This window comes from Afifella aestuarii (assembly GCF_004023665.1).
Taxonomy (GTDB): Bacteria; Pseudomonadota; Alphaproteobacteria; order Rhizobiales; family Afifellaceae; genus Afifella; species Afifella aestuarii.
Map to the genome: position 1 here is coordinate 1 of NZ_SAUF01000007.1, position 1,191 is coordinate 1,191.

General features: G+C 63.2%; 1 protein-coding gene. It reads left to right on the forward strand.

The window, feature by feature from the left end; translation table 11 throughout:
* Entirely contained in the window at positions 1-1,176 is a 1,176-nt protein-coding gene (gene tuf / locus EO094_RS18350) for an elongation factor Tu (protein WP_092816183.1), read from the forward strand.
* Positions 1,177-1,191: the final 15 nt, after the last annotated feature.

Sequence of the window (1,191 nt, forward strand, 5' to 3'; positions counted from 1 at the left end):
ATGGCAAAAGAGAAATTTTCGCGCACGAAGCCGCATGCGAACATCGGGACGATCGGTCACGTCGACCATGGCAAGACGACGCTGACGGCAGCGATCACGAAGTTCTTCGGCGAGTATCGGGCTTACGACCAGATTGATGCGGCGCCTGAAGAGAAGGCGCGCGGCATCACGATCTCGACGGCGCATGTCGAATACGAGACGGAAAACCGTCACTACGCCCATGTCGACTGCCCGGGCCACGCGGACTATGTGAAGAACATGATCACGGGCGCGGCGCAGATGGACGGCGCGATCCTGGTTGTGTCGGCGGCCGACGGCCCGATGCCGCAGACGCGTGAGCACATTCTGCTCGCCCGTCAGGTCGGTGTTCCGGCGCTTGTCGTTTACATGAACAAGGTCGACCAGGTTGACGACGAGGAGCTTCTTGAGCTCGTCGAGCTCGAGGTTCGCGAGCTTCTGTCGTCCTACGAATTCCCGGGCGACGACATTCCGGTGATCAAGGGCTCGGCGCTTGTGGCGCTCGAGGACGGCGACAAGGCGCTTGGCGAGGATTCGATCCGCGCGCTGATGGCGGCGGTCGACGAGTACATCCCGACGCCGGAGCGTCCGATCGACCAGCCGTTCCTGATGCCGATCGAAGACGTGTTCTCGATCTCCGGTCGCGGCACGGTCGTGACGGGTCGTGTGGAACGCGGTCAGATCAAGGTGGGCGAGGAAGTCGAGATCGTCGGCATCCGCGACACCCGCAAGACGACGGTGACGGGCGTCGAGATGTTCCGCAAGCTGCTCGACAGTGGCCAGGCGGGCGACAACATCGGCGCGCTGCTTCGCGGCATCGACCGCGAGGGCGTGGAGCGCGGGCAGATCCTGTGCAAGCCGGGTTCGGTGACGCCGCACACGAAGTTCAAGGCGGAAGCGTACATTCTGACGAAGGAAGAGGGTGGGCGGCACACGCCGTTCTTCACCAACTACCGTCCTCAGTTCTACTTCCGGACGACGGACGTGACGGGTGTCGTGACGCTGCCGGAAGGCACCGAGATGGTGATGCCGGGCGACAATGTGACGATGGACGTGACGCTGATCGTGCCGATCGCGATGGAAGAGAAGCTGCGCTTCGCCATCCGTGAAGGCGGCCGCACCGTCGGTGCCGGCATCGTCTCCGAAATCATCGAGTAACCGCGATCGGGCGTG

Bases quoted from the DNA above. Each gene is read 5' to 3' on its own strand.
- tuf (WP_092816183.1), top strand. From the start codon at position 1: ATGGCAAAAGAGAAATTTTCGCGCACGAAGCCGCATGCGAACATCGGG.